Raw genomic sequence first — 15,976 nt, 5'->3', positions numbered from 1 at the left:
TTTGAATTTTTAATCGGTATTGCTGCGCCTCATCATTTCATGCTTTGCAGTGGAACTATTGGAAATTAAGGAAGAAAAAATGGGACTACGAAAAAAGAGTGTTAAACCTATGCAAATCAATGACATTACGATCATTGATGATGCCAAACTAAAGAAAGCTATTACCGCAGCAGCGTTGGGCAACGCCATGGAGTGGTTCGACTTTGGTGTCTATGGCTTTGTCGCATTTGCACTTGGCCAGGTGTTTTTCCCCGGTGCAGACCCCGGTATTCAGATGATTGCCGCACTGGCGACCTTTTCCGTTCCTTTCCTGGTTCGGCCTCTCGGTGGCCTATTCTTTGGGGCATTGGGTGATAAGTATGGGCGACAAAAAGTTCTGTCAGTCACCATCATTATTATGTCGGTCAGTACCTTCTGTATTGGATTGATTCCCTCCTATGCTTCGATAGGTATTTGGGCACCTATCTTGCTGTTATTAGCAAAACTGGCGCAGGGCTTTTCAGTTGGTGGCGAATATACCGGTGCCGCTATTTTTGTTGCGGAGTATTCACCGGACAGAAAACGTGGCTTCCTCGGCAGTTGGCTGGATTTTGGTTCCATTGCCGGTTTTGTTCTCGGGGCAGGCGTTGTATTACTGATATCCAGTATTGTCGGCGAGGCCAGTTTCCTTGAATGGGGATGGCGTATTCCGTTCTTTGTGGCAGCACCATTAGGGCTTATTGGTATCTATTTACGCCATGCGCTGGAAGAAACACCGACTTTCCAGCAACACGTCGATAAAATAGATAATGACTCGCGCCATAATATTGCTCAGCCACCGAAAGTTTCTTTCGGCGAAATTCTGACTAAACAATGGAAGAACCTGACTATTTGTGTCGGTATGGTGATTGCAACTAACGTCACTTATTACATGCTACTGACCTATATGCCGAGCTACCTGTCGCACAGTCTGCATTATTCTGAAGACCACGGCGTCTTGATTATTATTGCCATCATGCTGGGTATGTTATTTGTCCAACCGGTGATGGGGTTAATGAGTGACCGATTTGGCCGCAAACCTTTTGTTATTTTTGGCAGTATTGGGCTGTTTGTTCTCGCTATCCCAAGCTTCATTTTGATTAACAGTGGCATTATCGGTTTGATATTCTGCGGCTTGTTGATTCTGGCGATTTTACTTAACTGTTTTACCGGTGTGATGGCATCGATATTACCGGCGATGTTCCCAACCCATATTCGCTACAGCGCACTGGCTATCGCCTTTAATATCTCGGTTTTGGTTGCAGGCCTGACACCGACAGCAGCCGCATGGTTGGTTGAAATTACTCAGAATCTGTTTATGCCAGCCTATTATCTGATGGTGGTAGCGGTTATTGGTTTGGTGACTGGCGTATTTATGAAGGAAACGGCGAATAAGCCATTGAAAGGGGCGACACCTGCGGCGTCAGATAGAGCCGAAGCCAAAGAGATATTGCAGGAACATCATGATCACATCGAACAAAATATTGAAGATATTGACCAGCAAATAGCGGAGCTTGAGAAAAAAAGAAAAAATCTGATTGCTCAGCATCCGGATATTAATTAAAACGGTTTGAGAGGGATATCACAGTTTCAGTTTGATTTAGATCAAGAAAATCCATTGCTATACAATAGCTTACCTTTCTATTCAAATCTGTCTTTGACCCTCCCCCAAGGGGAGGGTTTAGATTATCAGTCATTATTCCAACCTATCCAGAACATTTTCCTCTTACTGAAAGGATACCATGACAGTGAAAAAGACATTTGCTTCAACTGCCCGGCTGGCTATTGTTGCTTTAGCCGCAGTCACTTTCAGCCATTTCGCCTCGGCGACGACACAAACAGAATTTTTGGCTCAACACGGCTTATCTGGAAAAACTACTGAGCAGATGATTGAGACTATTGATCAATCCAAACAAGAGCGTCCTTTGGCCTATTCAGCTTCGGTAACAGGGACTGAATTGAAATTATCTGATGGGCAACAACAGTTTTCTTTCCCGGTGGGGGATAAGTTCTATCTCTCATTTGCGCCTTATATAAACCAAACTCACCCCTGTTTTAACCACAGTTTATCTGGCTGTCGTGGCGAATTAGCGAATACGCCATTTGATGTGAAAATTACTGATAAAGCCGGGAAAGTTATCCTGCAAGATACACTGACCAGCTATCAGAATGGTTTTATTGGCGTGTGGTTGCCGCGCAATACTAAAGGGACGATTGAGGTGAGTTATCAAGGCCTCAAAGCGGTATCACCTTTTGCGACCCAAGCTGAAAGCCAAACTTGTATGACGACATTACATTTGCAGAAATAACTCTGACTAGAGTTAGTCTGAGATAAAAGTTAAATAAAACTCAGCTGCTGACAAAGTAGACTGAGGGGAATTGTACCGTTGGGGGCGCAGTAGCGTGGCCGCTAGAGTGCCCCCAACTTGTTATTTAATCCAATGCTTCTTCCTGCACTTCCAATACATGATATGCCGTTGAACAGAATAGTGAGTTCAAGCGTTTCATATCCCCCAATAGCCCCATATGCAGGCTGCTGGTCTCAATACTTAGTACGTTTTGTTGATGCAAGCGCTCGACGTGAGCATGAGAGTAACGGCGGTTTAGTAAGCGAAAACGATGTTTGGCGCGGCGTAAGCGCTTGGCGTTATTAATATCGCGCGATAAAAATACTGACATCCCTAAATCCAGATTCGTCACCAACCGGGCATGTAAGGTATTTAATTCCTCCAACCCTTCGGCTGAAAATGGCTTGCGCGCATTGAGTGATTTGGCGGCGACATCCGAGGTCATGCGGCCAATAATATCGCCCGCTTGCTGGAGATTGACTGCGGTATCAATGATTTCTGCCCATCGCCGTGAATCAATTTCGCCTAATTCGTCTTGCTGAATTTGGGCTAAATACAGTTTTATCGCGCTATACAGCATGTCAACTTCATCTTCCAACAAGCTGACTTCATGTTTTTGCTGTTTATTGCCTTCCAACACTTCTTTAAAGCGAAATAGCATTTGCTCCAGCACATCCCCCATGCGCAGGGTTTCCCGCGCTGCATTGGCTAATGCCAGTGACGGAGTATCGATGGCGGTAATATCAAGATAGCGCGGCGCTGAGGGTTGTGCGGTATTGGGGGCATCACTGACCAACCGGCTACAAATACGAGCCATCACTCCAACCAATGGCAACATCAACAAGCAGCGCAGCAGGTTATAGAAAACGTGGAAGTAAATGACCACTTCGGCGGCAGGTAAATTGCGCCCGAACAGCCATTGCCCTAACACATTGACCCAGGGAACCACTAAAATGCAGCCAATAACCTTAAACAGTAGGCTCCCCAACACCACTTGGCGGGAGACGGCATTCTGCCCACGGCTACTGATTAAGGCCAGTAATCCGCTACCCAGATTTGAACCAATCACAATGCAGAGCGCGATATTCAGCGGCACCAGACCGGTGGCGGCGAGTGTCGCGGTCAGCAGCACGGCAGCTAAACTGGAATAACTGATCATGGCAAACAGCGCGCCAATCAGCAGCGCCAGAATGGTATCGCCAGTCAGGGAGGAGAAAATGGCCTGAACCGCAGTCGCTTGTGTAATCGGCCCGGCGGCGGTGACTATCAGTTGCAGCGCCAAAATAATCAGCCCGAGGCCAATACATACTCGCCCCATCTGGCCTACACGCGCTTTGCGCTGTCCGAGGAAGACAATGACCCCACCCAAAATCAGCAATGGCGACAACCAGGAGAGATCAAAGGTCAGCACCCGCGCCATCAGTGCGGTGCCGACATCGGCTCCTAACATAATCACCAGGGCAGGGGACAATGAAATCAGCCCCTGAGAGACAAATGAAATCACCAGTAATGCCGTGGCATTACTGCTTTGCACCAGTGCGGTGACGCCAATCCCGGCCATAAATGCCGTCGGTTTTTTCTGAATACTGGCGCTAAGGACTCGGCGTAAATCAGCGCCATAAACCCGCATAATACCTGTGCGAACGATGTGTGTGCCCCACACCAGCAGGGCGACGGATGAAAGCAGATGAAGCAGTGTCAGCATGGTCAGTCTCAGATTTTTGTGAGTGGCTCCAATCAGGAATTGCTCAAGGCTTGATAAAGGATATCCAGGAGCTTTTTATTATCAACGGATTGCAGAATTTTTGCCGGTTTGCCCTGTGATGTCGGAATGCCGACATCCAAAGGCAGATTCTCCGGGCTAAAGTGTAATGTCAGCCTACTGGTTAACATCACATGTGCGGTTTCGGGAGCAATACCAAAATCAGTGTCTTTAAAGTCGCCATCGACATTCAAGATTCAACCATGATAGCAATTTCTGCCACCGATGACGAAATTTGCCGGCTAGCGCAGCAAAACCCACAAAAATCATAAATCTGCATGGAAACTATTTTAGTAGTAACAAATATCGTGAATAACCCCCCGGTGACTCGACATTGGACATATAACTAACGCTTACACCTTTGTGACAACATCGCTAGCCCAATAGCGACATTACCATTTTTTATTAGATTTTCACTTTCAATATAATAAGTATAAGAAACTATATACATAACGTTTATATTTTACTTGGTTATTATTTAATATTAGTCATTTTTTCTTGCCTGCTATTTTAATGTTAATAGTGAATTCAGCAGTAATATTATCAATCTCTTTGTGTTATTTATATTAAATGTAATTTTTATCTATATGATTAATAATGAAAATTAAATTTATAATAAAAATAACAAGAGAGATTGAACGACAACGTAAACAGCAGCGGCCAGGCGTAAATAAAAAACAACAAATAACATTAAATATATTTAACATTAGTGAGTGGCGTACTTGTTTTTAGCGACCATTATATATGCGAGCAAAGCATCTGCCTCAATGAGACTGAACGTTTTGTCTGGATGTTGCGATTATAACTCTTATTTAATATTACATTAGAGGTATTATAAGCATGACAACTAATAAGGCATTTACGCCTGAAAGCGAGAAAGCGGCATTATATTTATTAGACCAAACCATGGGTTTCACTTACCAAGCGGCACTGCGTGCAGCCGCTATTTTGGGGGTGGCAGACCATCTTATTGATGGGCCAAAAACAGCCAGGCAATTGAGTAAGGAACTTGGTGTTGAAACGCTGAATTTGTATCGCATCCTGCGGTTACTGGCGACCAGAGATATCTTTAAAGAAATTGATGGGCAGAGATTTATACTCACGCCGTCGGCTGAGTTTTTATCTACATCACATCCGCTTTCACTGCGCTACGGGGTATTGATGCTAACAGATGAAACAATGTGGCGGCCTTTGGGGAATGTGGTGGACGAAGTTCATGGTGAATCTGCCTTTAAAAATGTGTATGGCATGTCATTCTTCGAATATTGGTCAAAACCCCAGACTCGTACACCAGATTATGATTTCCATTCGGGGATGTCTTCTATGTCGGTGGTGGAAAACCTCGCTTTGGTTCGTGGTTATCATTTCCCAGAAAATGCCACTGTTGCGGATATCGCGGGGGGAAGGGGAGGGTTACTGTTAACCGTATTGCAGGCTAACCCAACACTCAAAGGTATTTTATTCGACCGCGCGCCGGTTCTGGAAAAAAACCGTCTGGGTGAGCTGGGTGATAATTCTCGCTGGAGACTCCAACCGGGTAGTTTCTTCGAATCCTGTCCTGCGGCAGATATTTATTTACTGAAATACATCACGCACGACTGGCCCGATGAAAAAACCGCGGAGATTCTCCACAATTGCCGCAAAGCAATGCTTCCTAATGGGAAAGTGCTGATCATGGAGACCGTTATTCCTGAAAGCAATGCCCCACATTTCGGCAAATATATGGATATTCTCTTGATGGGGAGTTTTGACGGCGGTAGAGAACGTACGGAAAGCGAGTTAAAAGAGTTGCTTGCCAAAGCCGATCTTAAATTAAATCGCATTATAGACACGGGTAGTTATATCTCGATAGTCGAGGCCGTTGCTCGTTAAATATTGAGATTCTTATACCCCTTCTCGTTCCAGCTGCCTGTGCGTTGGTTGCTTTCCTGCAACTCGAATTATTTAGGGTATAAATTCTCCTGTATCAGACTCAATTTTCTTTCTGCCCGCATATTATTTGCGGGCTTTTCACTTCTGGTTAATTTGTTGAGCGCTTGCTCGTGACTTGTTTATTTATGTTGTTTGTCCACGCTTTATTAAGGGGTATGACAATCATGGAAATGAATAAAACACTTACACCTGAAAATGAAAAAAATGCATTTTATCTTTTGGAACAAGTGGCGGGGTTTTCCTATCAGGCGTCATTGCGAGCCGTTGCCGCGTTAGGTATTGCTGATCATCTTTTAAACGGGCCAAAAACAGCGAAGGAATTGGCAGATAAAATAGGTGTTGAAGCGTTACCTTTACATCGTGTACTGCGATTATTGGCGACTAGGAATATTTTTAAAGAAATTGCCGGGCAGCGATTTGAACTGACGCCAGCGGCGGAATTTTTATGTCAATCTTCTCCTCACTCATTGCGCGAAGCGGTACTGATGATCACCGATGAAACCTTCTGGCTCCCGCTGAGTTTAGTGGCTGACAGTGTGCGTGGTCATTGTGCTTTTAATCAGGTTTTTGGTACTTCTTTTTTTGAGTATTGGTCAAAGCCAGAGAATCAGGCCTCCGACTATGATTTCCACAGCGGTATGTCTTCTTTATCTGCTGTGGAGAATCCTGGGTTGGTGCGTAGTTATAACTTCCCAAAAGATATTACCGTGGCAGATATAGCAGGAGGAATAGGGGGATTACTACTGCGAGTATTACAGGCAAACCCCAGCCTGCACGGTATTTTATTCGATCAAGAGCCGGTGCTGGTCAACAATTGCCTGAGTGAGCTGGGTGATGATTCCCGTTGGAGACTCCAATCCGGCAATTTCTTCATGTCATGTCCAGTGGCCGATATCTATTTACTGAAAAATATTATTCACGACTGGCCCGATGAAAAGGCAGTCGTCATACTGCAAAATTGTCGTAAGGCGATGCGGCCCAATGGCAAAGTGCTGATTATTGATGCCCTTATTCAGGAAGATAACCAGCCCCATTATGGCAAGAGCATGGATATCATGATGTTGGCATGCCTCGATGGTGGGAGAGAACGCACCGAAGCTGAATTGCAAGAATTGCTCGCTGATGCGGGCTTGCGAATAAACCGAATTATAGAAACGGATGGTTTTCTGTCGATAGTGGAGGCGGTTTCGCGCTAGAACTTTCGCGCCAGAACTATCCCAATCATCAGAGTGGCCAATCACTAACCCTGCGCGATGCGAAATCATGGCGCAGTAAGCATAATGCTGGATTTTATATTTAATAAAAACAATTAATTATAGTTAATTTTCTCATCTGAGAAACCTGAATGGCGGGTTTGATTCTCGCTCAAGTGAAGATTTATCTGCAGATCCGGCGACCTAAACTATTAATAACAGGCATATATCGGTATTATCCTGATATTAGTAATGCAAATCATTGTCGTTCCCAGTCAAGGATATCTACATCCCCACTTTCAGGAGAGAAAATGCGATTACGTTTAGCTTTATTTTCATCATTATTGGCACTGACTGCTGTGCTTACCGGGTGTGATAATTCATCGGCAACCCCTGAAGAAACATCGAAAATCAGTATCGAACATGCGCAAGGCACCACTCAGGTTCCACTTAATCCGCAAAAAGTTATCATACTGAACCCCTCTGTATTGGATACGGCCGACGCCCTGAATATCAAAGTGGCCGGTGTTCCCCAAACCAGTACGCATCTTCCGGAATTTCTATCCAAATACGCTGGTGCAGAATATCTGAATGCGGGCACCTTATTTGAGCCGGACTATGAAACACTGAGTCAGGCTAAACCAGACCTGATTATCGCCGGGGGCCGTGCCCAAGATGCCTATGACAAACTGAGCGCCATTGCCCCGACTATCGCACTGGATATCGATCCCAAGCACTTTACCCAAAGCCTGGCTCAGCGCACAGAGCAATTGGCATCTATCTTCGGTAAAGAAGAAGAGGCGAAAACCCTGCTGGGTAAATTTACTGCTCAGATAGATGCTATCAAGCAGAAATCAGCTAATGCTGGCTCTGCCATGGTGGTGATGGTCAGTGGCGGAAAAATGTCGGCCTACACACCGGGTTCGCGTTTTGGCTTTATTTTTGACGAGTTAGGCTTCACTCCTGCGGCCAGTTTCACTGAAGCCGGTAATCATGGCAACGTGGTGACTTCCGAGTTTATCCTTAATGCCAACCCTGAATGGCTGTTCGTCCTTGACCGCGATAATGCCATCGGCCGCACTGAAAATCAGTCTGCACAACAGATTCTGGATAACCCACTGATTCGTAAGACCAAGGCATGGCAAAACGGTCATGTGATTTATCTCGATTCTGCCTCGCTCTATATTGCCGGTGGTGTGCAGAGTTATATGCAACTGATGGATAAAATCAGCTCAGTGCTGGATAAACAAGCTGCTGCGCAGTAGTTCTCACTAATGAAAAACCTTAGCTTTATAGCTGGCCTGGTTATTTTACTGGGCCTTATGGCATGTAGCCTATTTATTGGTGCCGGGAATGTCACATGGTCCGAGGTCTGGTCAGATCCCGACATGCGCGACATCTTTTTAATAAGCCGTGTGCCGCGAACATTAGCCTTGGTTCTGGCTGGCAGTGCCATGAGTGTTGCTGGCCTTATTATGCAGATGCTCACTCAGAACCGGTTTGTCGAACCCTCGATTGCTGGCACCACCCAGTCGGCCAGCCTCGGTTTATTGCTGGTTATGGTATTTAGCCCCGCCGCACCGGTAATGGTTAAGATGTTAGTAGCGACCCTATTTGCTATGGGCGGTACCGCACTTTTTATGCTGCTACTGGCACGAATGAGAATGAAATCGGCGCTAATGGTGCCGCTGACCGGCATTATGCTGGGTGCGGTATTTAGCGCAGTCACCACTTTCCTGGCAATGGAGTTTGATCTGCTGCAATCATTGGGCAGTTGGGAATCGGGTGATTTTTCAGGTGTATTGCAAGGCCGCTATGAATTGTTGTGGATAGTGGGTGCATTGACATTGATTGCTTGTTTGATCGCTGACCGCTTTACTGTCGCGGGCATGGGGCGGGATTTCTCGGTTAATGTCGGCCTGAATTATCAGCGGGTTATGCTCATGGGGATGTCTATTATTGCCATCATCAGTGGTGTGGTGGTGGTGGTAATCGGTGTGCTGCCCTTCCTCGGATTAATTGTACCCAATATTGTCAGCATGGCGATGGGGGATAACCTACGCCGAACCATCCCCTGGGTGGTGTTGTGTGGCGGTGGTCTGGTGGTGTTATGCGACATTATTGGTCGGTTAGTCAGTTATCCGTTTGAAATACCTGCCAGCGTTATTCTGGGCGCGATTGGCGCACTCGTTTTCCTATTATTAATTGTTAGGACAAAACGTCATGCAGGCTAATGAGTATTCTTCCCCAAGCTCTCTATCCCAAGAGAAAAATAAAAGCTTAAGCTCACCGGCAAAACGATTATTGTTATTGAGTATTATTGCCCTTGTCGCAATGGGTATTTTCATGACAATTAATCTTAAAGGCAATATCCAATATGTTCTGGTGCATCGCGGTCTTATTTTAGCCACCATGGTATTGGTTGCTTTTGCCGCCGGTATTGCCACCGTATTATTCCAAACTGTCACTAATAACCGGATTTTGACGCCATCAGTGATGGGGCTTGAGGCACTGTTTATCCTGATCCAAACCATGTTGATCTTTTTTGTCGATGCCAATGGGTTCAGGGTGCTCGGAATAACAGGAAAGTTTCTTTGTGAATCGGCTTTGCTGCTGCTGTTCTCGGTATTTCTTTATCGTTGGTTACTGACCGGAGTAGGAATTAATCTGCACAAGGTGTTATTGGTCGGGTTGGTGTGTGGCACTTTGTTCCGTAGTTTATCCAGCTTGATGCAGCGCCTGCTCTCCCCCGGAGAGTTTGCTGTTTTGCAGGGTAGGGTCTTTGCCACCTTTACCCGCGCCGCACCGGAGATTATTGCGCTTTCTACTGGGATAATTATTATCGTGGCGATAACTATTTGGCGTATGCGCCATTGCCTCGATATTATCGCGTTGGGCAGAAATACTGCGATTAATCTGGGCGTTGCCTACCAGAAAAAAATCACCACTATCTTACTGTTGGTCTCATTGCTGGTCGCTATCTCGACGGCACTGGTCGGGCCGTTAACCTTTTTAGGTCTGCTTATCGCTAATCTGGCTTATCCGCTGGTAGGGTCATTCCGGCATCAATATTTGTTGCCAGGGGTCTTTCTGCTAGGGATCATTACGCTGGTCGGTGGGCAATTGATCCTCGAACGTTTGCTGAACATGTCGGGAACGCTCTCCGTGGTCATTGAGTTTGTAGGTGGCGCGCTGTTTATTTATCTTTTAATAAAAAAGGCTCCGGTGTGATTGAAATAACGGATATTAATAAAAAATACCAGAATACAACGGTACTCAGTAATATAAATGAGAGCATTCCTTCTGGCGGAATAACGTCAATCATCGGGCCAAATGGTGCGGGTAAGTCGACATTATTGTCGATTATGAGCCGTTTACTGACGCCAGATCTCGGGCGTGTTCAGTTTAATGGGCTGGATGTTGCCAAAACCTCCGGGGATAAATTGGCGACTATCCTTTCAGTCCTGCGGCAAGAGAACCACTTTACCAGCCGGCTGACAGTTTCAGATTTGGTGGGATTTGGCCGTTACCCTTATTCGAAAGGGCGGCTCAATGAAAATGATCGCCAATATATTGATGCGGCGATGGAATTCCTCAATCTGATGCCACTGAAAGAGCGCTATCTTGATGAGTTGTCGGGCGGGCAACGGCAACGTGCTTATGTGGCGATGGTGCTGTGTCAGGATACGAAATATATCCTGCTGGATGAACCATTAAATAATCTGGACATGAAGCATTGTGTCGCGATGATGAAACAATTGCGGCGTGCGGCGGATGAATTGAAGAAAACAATCATTTTGGTTATTCATGATATCAATTTTGCTTCTGCCTATTCAGACCATATTATTGCCATGAAAGACGGTGCGGTTATCTATCGCGGCGCACCCGAAGAAATAATGCAGCCGGATATCCTCGAAGAAATTTTTGATATAAAAATCAGAATAGAAAAAGTGCAAGATCAGCATATCGCGGTTTATTACCGTTGATATGCTGAGTGGCGATGTTCGCCTTATTCGTGGCCCAGTGGTCTGCCACGAAGAAGGCGAACATTAGATCTCAGAGTATTACACAGAGTTAGGTCGTGTTTTGTTATCGTATTCTTTTGCCATTTCCTTCACGCTTTTTTTGCGCTCTACGTTTTGGCCCAGGGGAGTGGTATTATATTGAGGCTTAGGCGGAAAGCTAGGCTTAGACTCGTTATTCTTATTTCCTTCAACAGGTCTTGGGGTTCCGCTAATCGTATCATATACAGGGTTTATATTTTTTTCAATTTTCGCATATGTATACCCTGTATTGCTTTTAACGTTCTCATTCGTAGTCACTGTACTTTCACCAATTTCCGCGTATATAGGTTCTGGCGTTTCTACAAATCCCGCATTTATATATATTGGCTGGGAATTCGGTACATTTTCAACCGGATTAATCTCAGAGGGAAATAGTTTCAGCTTCTCATCCTGAATCAACGCTATTACAAGAGAAGTAATACTATTTTCTGAAGGTAGATGTAACTTTACGTTAATATTTTCTAACGTTAGGCTTTGATTATCAGCAGAAAAATAATCAAAATTAAAACAAGTAGCCAGGGCCTGTGCATTCATGCTGTTATCATCTTCATATTGATTAACAGTGGCTAATAGAGGAAGCAATTGCTGTAATGGTGATGGTAATTCAGTTGTTGATGGGAGTTGTTTTGTTATATTATATTGTTTTGACAACTCAATCAATTTCGCGCTGTCTGAATCACTACATGCTGCATGGTATAGTTTTTTAATTGCACTGAATAAAGTGTGTGGGGTTCTTTCTTCAGTAATTGTGTTTATTTCTTCTTGTGTAGTGTTTTGATTTATCTTCTTGATGATTTCTCTTACCTCAGATAAGGTGCCCGCTTTTCTAAATACGCCTACTGCCTTATAATGGTCGGGGTTAGTCTTAATGTAATTACTAAGCAGAGTCATACCATTAAGGGCGCACTGCTGTTGGGCGATTAATATATTTTCTGCACTTCCTGGTTTTTGATTCTCGATAATATCTTTGCAGTTTTTAAGTTGTAGATCTTGAGATCTATATTTAGCCAATTGTTTGGACAACTTAGAGATGTTTTTTTCTGAAACAGGGTTCTTGGCTGTAGTATCATTACTGACAACCTGAATTAGCTTATTTACAAGTAATTGCTCATGCTCATAATTAGTATCGTTTGATTTTTTGGAACCGATAAATAATGGCGTGTCTTTATATGCTTGCTCATAATGTTTAATATCACTGAGTACACTGGCAATTTTGCTTTTAAGTAGAACTTCTGCTTTAGTTACGTTATCTAAAGTGGGGTTTTTCTGGTTTAAGTATTTACTAACACTTTTTGCTGATGTAAAAAAATTAATTGACATGGTGTGGTCTCATTGAATTATATAAAGCAATACTCTGTCATTCAATCACAATGGATTCTTTCATTTTCCGAGGCCAGCATTACTATGTTTGGCTGGTTGTTGGTTATTTTTCCGAGGAAAAATAATCACTTATTAATTGTTGCCATTGCTCGCGTGCAACCGGCTTTTGTAGCAGATAATCCATGCCAACTTCACGGGCGCGTTGTGCATCTTCTGCTTTCAGCGAAGCTGACTGACCGATAACTAATACCGGTTTTGGTGTTTTCTGCATCAGTTTTCGCAGATGACGAACTAGTTCAAAGCCATCGCTTTCATCGAGTCGGCAGTCTGTCACAATAATAGCATGGCGGTGTTGTAGCCAACTCTGATACGCCTGCTGTGCGTTTGCTACTGCATCTACCTGAAACCCCATACTGCTAAACAGGTCATACTGAACCTCCAGCAACAGTGGCTCATCTTCTACTACCAATAGACGCCGTGATTCTGTAATAGCGCAGGGCGAGAGGATCTCGGGTTTTTCACGACGACTTTCCAGAGTTTGCTCCTCATTACATAAGTCAGTGATGGCAAGATAGAGTGCTGAGGCGTACAGCGGACGGGGAACGAATATCGATGTTCCCTGCTGATTACGCAGTTGCCAGTGGTTTTGCACCAGATCCAGATGCAGTTCAATTGCCAATCCGCATGTCGTTGTGGGGAGTGGTTCAGCGGCAAAGTAATAGGGTAGCTCGTAGCTATCCAGAATCTGGGTGATCTCACCGCCGAACGAGGAGGGGAGTTGTGTGGGTATGATGATATGCAGCCCTTCAGGTAGCGGTTTTTCAATAGCATAATGGGCAGCAATAGCGGGTAGGGCTATAGTCACCCGCGAACCAACTCCCGGCTGACTGGCAATGGCCAGGTGCCCTCCGCTGAGATGCATGTTTTTCTTGGCAACGAATAATCCCAGTCCGGTACCTTTAGGGTGAGGGGCTCCGCTGTCCGAGCGAGAAAGTTTTCCTTGATAAAAGGGTTCTGAAAGTCGTGCCAATACCTTGTGAGGGATCCCAGTGCCGGTATCAATCACCTCAATACTGAACATATTTTTGCCGTTCACTTGCGGTAATGAACATTCAATCAATACCATACCGCGATGAGTGTGTTTAATGGCATTGCTGACAATGTTATTCAGTGCCTGAGAAAGCAAGGTGCAATCGATCAGGTGAGGTAAAAAAAACTGTTTTGACAGATAGCGAACCTGGAGTGTAGTGCCGTGTGTTTCGGCAAAACTGAGAAACAGTTTTACTGTGGTATCACATAATTCAGCCAGTAACTGTGGTTGCGGATTTTGAGTGACCGAACCGGCATCAATTTTGGCGTTATCTAGTGACAGGTCAAGATTATCCAGTAATTCCCGCGTGACATGAATAACGTTAGCAAGTCTTTCCCGCTGGCTGGTTGAGGCTACTCTGTCTATCAGTCCCTCGCAGGCGGTCAAAATACCAATCAGTGGTGTGCGTAATTCGTGTGCAATAACTGACAGTTCCAGATTGTTTTTGGATCCCAATTGGATGAACGCTATTTTTAACTGCTGGTTACGATAAAAAACAAATAACAGCAGGCATAACAAAGTAGTGGCCAGACTATAGCAGTACCAACTTGGTTGGGTATTATCCGGTTGAGGAAAAGTATCGCTGAGCATCCATTTTGTCATGAGGTCGGATTGCTGTTTGGCGGAAATGGACGCGATGACTTTATTAATAATATCGATCAGAATTTTATCTTCGGGACGTGCGCTCATGACTCTGGGGATTTTGACTTTATGAGGATGTGACATTTTTAACTGCCCAGGGTGAACGACGTTCATATAATAAAGGGCGGTGGGTGAGAGGACGACAGCAGCTTTCGCCCGCCCGTGTATCACTTCACTTATTGCCTCTTCGGGCGAACGCGATATTTTGTAATTAATACTGGGAAATTGTTCAGTAAACCATTCAATCAGCGATAGATAGTCGGTGATGGAAACATAACCCTCTTGAAGGTCATCTGGTGTCTCGATATGGCGTGTGGCCTTACGCGTGACGGTGACCGGCCAGGTCGAAAACATTGGAATGCTGCTTGCCAGCCCTTTAGCCTGTGCAAATGCGCTGGATGTACTGGTGAGTAGTGAAACATGACCGCTTTGCAGATTTACAAAAGGTCTAATGCTATTGTTACTGAATACGGGTTGAAATTTTATCCCGGTAGCGGTTGCAATTATATCGATATAATCCCGAGTCAACCCAATATGCTCCCCGGTGCTATTAAAGTTTTCAATAGGATAAAAATGTGGGGAAATACCATATTTTACCACCGGGTGTTCCTCTATATAACGCAGTTCCTCCGGTGAAAAATTGATGGTGGCGGTATAACCACTCGTCGATGAAAGTAGAGTAAACGCCGATATCAGATAAGTTTTATAAAGAGATTTCATGGGCATATTGGAAAAAGTCGGTGTTTGAAGTCAGCCCCAGTTTTTTGAAAGCGCGTGTTTTTGTGTTGGATACTGTTTTAAAACTGATATTCAGACGTGTACTGATCTCTTTCTGCTTCACGCCATTGAGCAACATTCTCAGGACTTCAGTTTGACGCTCAGTTAAAGCATGCTGCGTATTTTGCGTCGTCGAGAAAGGTAGCGCGGCCAGTTCAATAGGGAAGAATTTCTTACCGCGGGCGATATACGAAATCGCAAAAAATAGCTCCTGAATATCATCACTCTTGCGTACAAATCCCCACGCTCCTGCTTGCCAGGCAAGACGCGCCACCATCAGACTTTTATGGGCGGTATGGACAATAATTTTCAATGCGGGACGAAACTGAAGAAGGCGCCTGATAAGCCCTGCACCATCTTGAGACAGTGATATGTTTACCCCTGTTTCGTAGCTTGCGAGTGAATAATCCAGCAACAGCACTTCTATCTCAGGATTATTTCTGAGTAATTGAATTAGCTCGGGTACATTGCTGACGCAACCGGTAACCTGAAGCGAAAAGGTGCTGGAAATTAGTTGACGTTCCGGATTTTTATAATGATAAGGATACTTTTTTAAGATCTCCATTAGCGCAAGGCGGCTGAAGGGTTCGTCTTCGATCATTGCTATATTTAGCGTTTTCGTTTCTATCATAATTCCGACAGTAGCATTGAGGAGTGATGGGAATAATGATATCCACGGTGTGGCTACCAGCAAACGGAATTATGCGGATATCTGCTTAGGTCTGAATACTATTTTTATTAAAAAGTTATTATTTTTTCTCCAATGTTCTTAATTTGCTTATTTCCATTGTCATTAAAACGCTCTGAAATTGCTTCAGAGCATTATTTTC

General features: G+C 44.6%; 12 protein-coding genes and 1 pseudogene. 8 read left to right on the top strand and 5 right to left on the bottom strand.

Going from position 1 to position 15,976, the window contains the following annotated elements; genetic code table 11:
* Positions 1-79 precede the first annotated feature (79 nt).
* Complete coding sequence (proP, locus tag HU019_RS08355; protein WP_174849959.1) at positions 80-1,582, top strand: glycine betaine/L-proline transporter ProP; 1,503 nt, start codon at positions 80-82, stop codon at positions 1,580-1,582.
* A gap of 184 nt (positions 1,583-1,766) precedes the next feature.
* Positions 1,767-2,327 carry a copper-binding periplasmic metallochaperone CueP gene (gene cueP, locus HU019_RS08350; RefSeq protein ID WP_174849958.1) on the top strand — a complete coding sequence of 187 codons (561 nt, stop codon included), beginning with the start codon at positions 1,767-1,769 and terminating at the stop codon, positions 2,325-2,327.
* 124 nt (positions 2,328-2,451) lie between these two features.
* Here the strand turns inward: cueP and HU019_RS08345 are convergent, their stop codons facing one another.
* Entirely contained in the window at positions 2,452-4,071 is a 1,620-nt protein-coding gene (locus tag HU019_RS08345; RefSeq protein ID WP_174849957.1) for a Na/Pi cotransporter family protein, read from the bottom strand.
* Positions 4,072-4,103: 32 nt separating this feature from the next.
* Positions 4,104-4,366 (bottom strand): annotated as a pseudogene (locus HU019_RS08340) (nucleoside hydrolase); the annotation flags it as partial.
* Between the two features lie 602 nt (positions 4,367-4,968).
* On the opposite strand from HU019_RS08340, the gene HU019_RS08335 reads away from it, so the two are divergent.
* The 6 genes from HU019_RS08335 (at position 4,969) to HU019_RS08310 (ending at position 11,239) form a co-directional block, all read left to right on the top strand.
* Positions 4,969-6,000, top strand: a complete 1,032-nt coding sequence (locus tag HU019_RS08335) for a methyltransferase (RefSeq protein WP_174847898.1) — start codon at positions 4,969-4,971, stop codon at positions 5,998-6,000.
* A gap of 224 nt (positions 6,001-6,224) precedes the next feature.
* Positions 6,225-7,256, top strand: coding sequence for a methyltransferase (locus tag HU019_RS08330; protein WP_174847897.1), 1,032 nt, complete (start codon positions 6,225-6,227; stop codon positions 7,254-7,256).
* A 308-nt stretch (positions 7,257-7,564) separates the two neighbouring features.
* Complete coding sequence (locus HU019_RS08325; RefSeq protein WP_174847896.1) at positions 7,565-8,518, top strand: siderophore ABC transporter substrate-binding protein; 954 nt, start codon at positions 7,565-7,567, stop codon at positions 8,516-8,518.
* Positions 8,519-8,527: 9 nt separating this feature from the next.
* Complete coding sequence (locus HU019_RS08320) at positions 8,528-9,487, top strand: ABC transporter permease (protein WP_174847895.1); 960 nt, start codon at positions 8,528-8,530, stop codon at positions 9,485-9,487.
* Positions 9,477-10,484, top strand: coding sequence for an iron chelate uptake ABC transporter family permease subunit (locus HU019_RS08315; protein WP_174847894.1), 1,008 nt, complete (start codon positions 9,477-9,479; stop codon positions 10,482-10,484). The genes HU019_RS08320 and HU019_RS08315 overlap by 11 nt, the downstream gene beginning before the upstream one ends.
* Positions 10,481-11,239: an iron ABC transporter ATP-binding protein gene (locus HU019_RS08310; protein ID WP_174847893.1), complete on the top strand. Its 759-nt coding sequence runs from the start codon at positions 10,481-10,483 to the stop codon at positions 11,237-11,239. Before HU019_RS08315 ends, HU019_RS08310 begins: the two co-directional genes overlap by 4 nt.
* Positions 11,240-11,317: 78 nt before the next feature.
* Here HU019_RS08310 and HU019_RS08305 read toward each other — a convergent pair whose 3' ends face one another.
* The 3 genes from HU019_RS08305 to HU019_RS08295 all read right to left on the bottom strand — a co-directional run bounded on the left by HU019_RS08305 (position 11,318) and on the right by HU019_RS08295 (position 15,777).
* Entirely contained in the window at positions 11,318-12,637 is a 1,320-nt protein-coding gene (locus tag HU019_RS08305) for a RhoGAP domain-containing protein (RefSeq protein WP_174847892.1), read from the bottom strand.
* 103 nt (positions 12,638-12,740) lie between these two features.
* Complete coding sequence (locus tag HU019_RS08300) at positions 12,741-15,089, bottom strand: ATP-binding protein (RefSeq protein ID WP_174847891.1); 2,349 nt, start codon at positions 15,087-15,089, stop codon at positions 12,741-12,743.
* The gene (locus HU019_RS08295) at positions 15,073-15,777 is read right to left on the bottom strand and encodes a response regulator transcription factor (RefSeq protein ID WP_174850481.1); all 705 of its coding nucleotides are present in this window, start codon (positions 15,775-15,777) and stop codon (positions 15,073-15,075) included. Before HU019_RS08295 ends, HU019_RS08300 begins: the two co-directional genes overlap by 17 nt.
* Positions 15,778-15,976 lie beyond the last annotated feature (199 nt).

Source organism: Yersinia artesiana, from assembly GCF_902726545.1.
GTDB lineage: Bacteria > Pseudomonadota > Gammaproteobacteria > Enterobacterales > Enterobacteriaceae > Yersinia > Yersinia artesiana.
The sequence above is the reverse complement of the archived record's forward strand: the minus strand, read 5'-3'. Positions and strand labels throughout refer to the sequence as shown.

What these genes read in the sequence shown, in the direction of transcription:
- proP (WP_174849959.1), top strand. Translation starts at nt 80, where the DNA reads ATGGGACTACGAAAAAAGAGTGTTAAACCTATGCAAATCAATGACATT.
- HU019_RS08345 (WP_174849957.1), bottom strand. Translation starts at nt 4,071, where the DNA reads ATGCTGACACTGCTTCATCTGCTTTCATCCGTCGCCCTGCTGGTGTGG.
- HU019_RS08335 (WP_174847898.1), top strand. Translation starts at nt 4,969, where the DNA reads ATGACAACTAATAAGGCATTTACGCCTGAAAGCGAGAAAGCGGCATTA.
- HU019_RS08330 (WP_174847897.1), top strand. Translation starts at nt 6,225, where the DNA reads ATGGAAATGAATAAAACACTTACACCTGAAAATGAAAAAAATGCATTT.
- HU019_RS08325 (WP_174847896.1), top strand. Translation starts at nt 7,565, where the DNA reads ATGCGATTACGTTTAGCTTTATTTTCATCATTATTGGCACTGACTGCT.
- HU019_RS08320 (WP_174847895.1), top strand. Translation starts at nt 8,528, where the DNA reads ATGAAAAACCTTAGCTTTATAGCTGGCCTGGTTATTTTACTGGGCCTT.
- HU019_RS08315 (WP_174847894.1), top strand. Translation starts at nt 9,477, where the DNA reads ATGCAGGCTAATGAGTATTCTTCCCCAAGCTCTCTATCCCAAGAGAAA.
- HU019_RS08305 (WP_174847892.1), bottom strand. Translation starts at nt 12,637, where the DNA reads ATGTCAATTAATTTTTTTACATCAGCAAAAAGTGTTAGTAAATACTTA.
- HU019_RS08300 (WP_174847891.1), bottom strand. Translation starts at nt 15,089, where the DNA reads ATGAAATCTCTTTATAAAACTTATCTGATATCGGCGTTTACTCTACTT.
- HU019_RS08295 (WP_174850481.1), bottom strand. Translation starts at nt 15,777, where the DNA reads ATGATAGAAACGAAAACGCTAAATATAGCAATGATCGAAGACGAACCC.